Raw genomic sequence first — 661 nt, 5'->3', positions numbered from 1 at the left:
AACGTCTACCGTGCGCTCATCGCCTTCATAATCATATCCCCAAATTAATTGAATAAGCTGATCACGAGTAAAAATCTTTCCTGGAGAACTAACTAACGTGAACAGTAATTCAAACTCTTTTAACGGCAGCTGTTCGCTTGTTTCTCCTGCACTCATCTCTAATTTGGTACGGTCTAGTTTTATATTCCCCATATAGATTACATTGTTAGCTTCTACTCGGTACCTGCGTAAAAGAGCCTTTACACGAGCAACCATTTCCTGAGGATCAAAAGGCTTCACGACATAGTCGTCTGTTCCGATATCAAATCCTTTTAGCTTATCATGCGATTCGCCTCTAGCTGTTACCATTAAAACCGGTATATCAAAATACTCCTTAATTTCCTTTGTTAGTTCCCATCCGTCTTTAAATGGCATCATGATATCAACGACCGCTAGATCAMTTCGAAACTCTTCCATTTTCGCCCACGCTTCTTCACCATCTGCTGCTTTTATAATTTTGAATCCTTGATTTTCTAAATATAATGATATCAGCTCTCGAATATGTTGATCATCATCTGCAACTAATATTTGAATCATACATGTCTCTCCCTATTCCTAAGTTTGTCCAGCTTTTACGCACAGTAAGCTCTCTGTTTATAGTAAACAGAGAGCCGCATAAGAT

At 38.6% G+C, this 661-nt stretch carries 1 protein-coding gene; it reads right to left on the bottom strand.

Translation table 11 applies throughout. The features are described 5' to 3' along the window. A partial coding sequence (locus AC1DRF_RS31205) for a response regulator transcription factor (protein WP_477742723.1) occupies positions 1-576 on the bottom strand: 576 nt, incomplete at its 3' end. Positions 577-661: the final 85 nt, after the last annotated feature.

Source organism: Priestia sp. P5_B4 (assembly GCF_056400385.1).
Note: the sequence above shows the minus strand (reverse complement) of the source record. Positions and strands in the feature narration are given on the sequence as shown.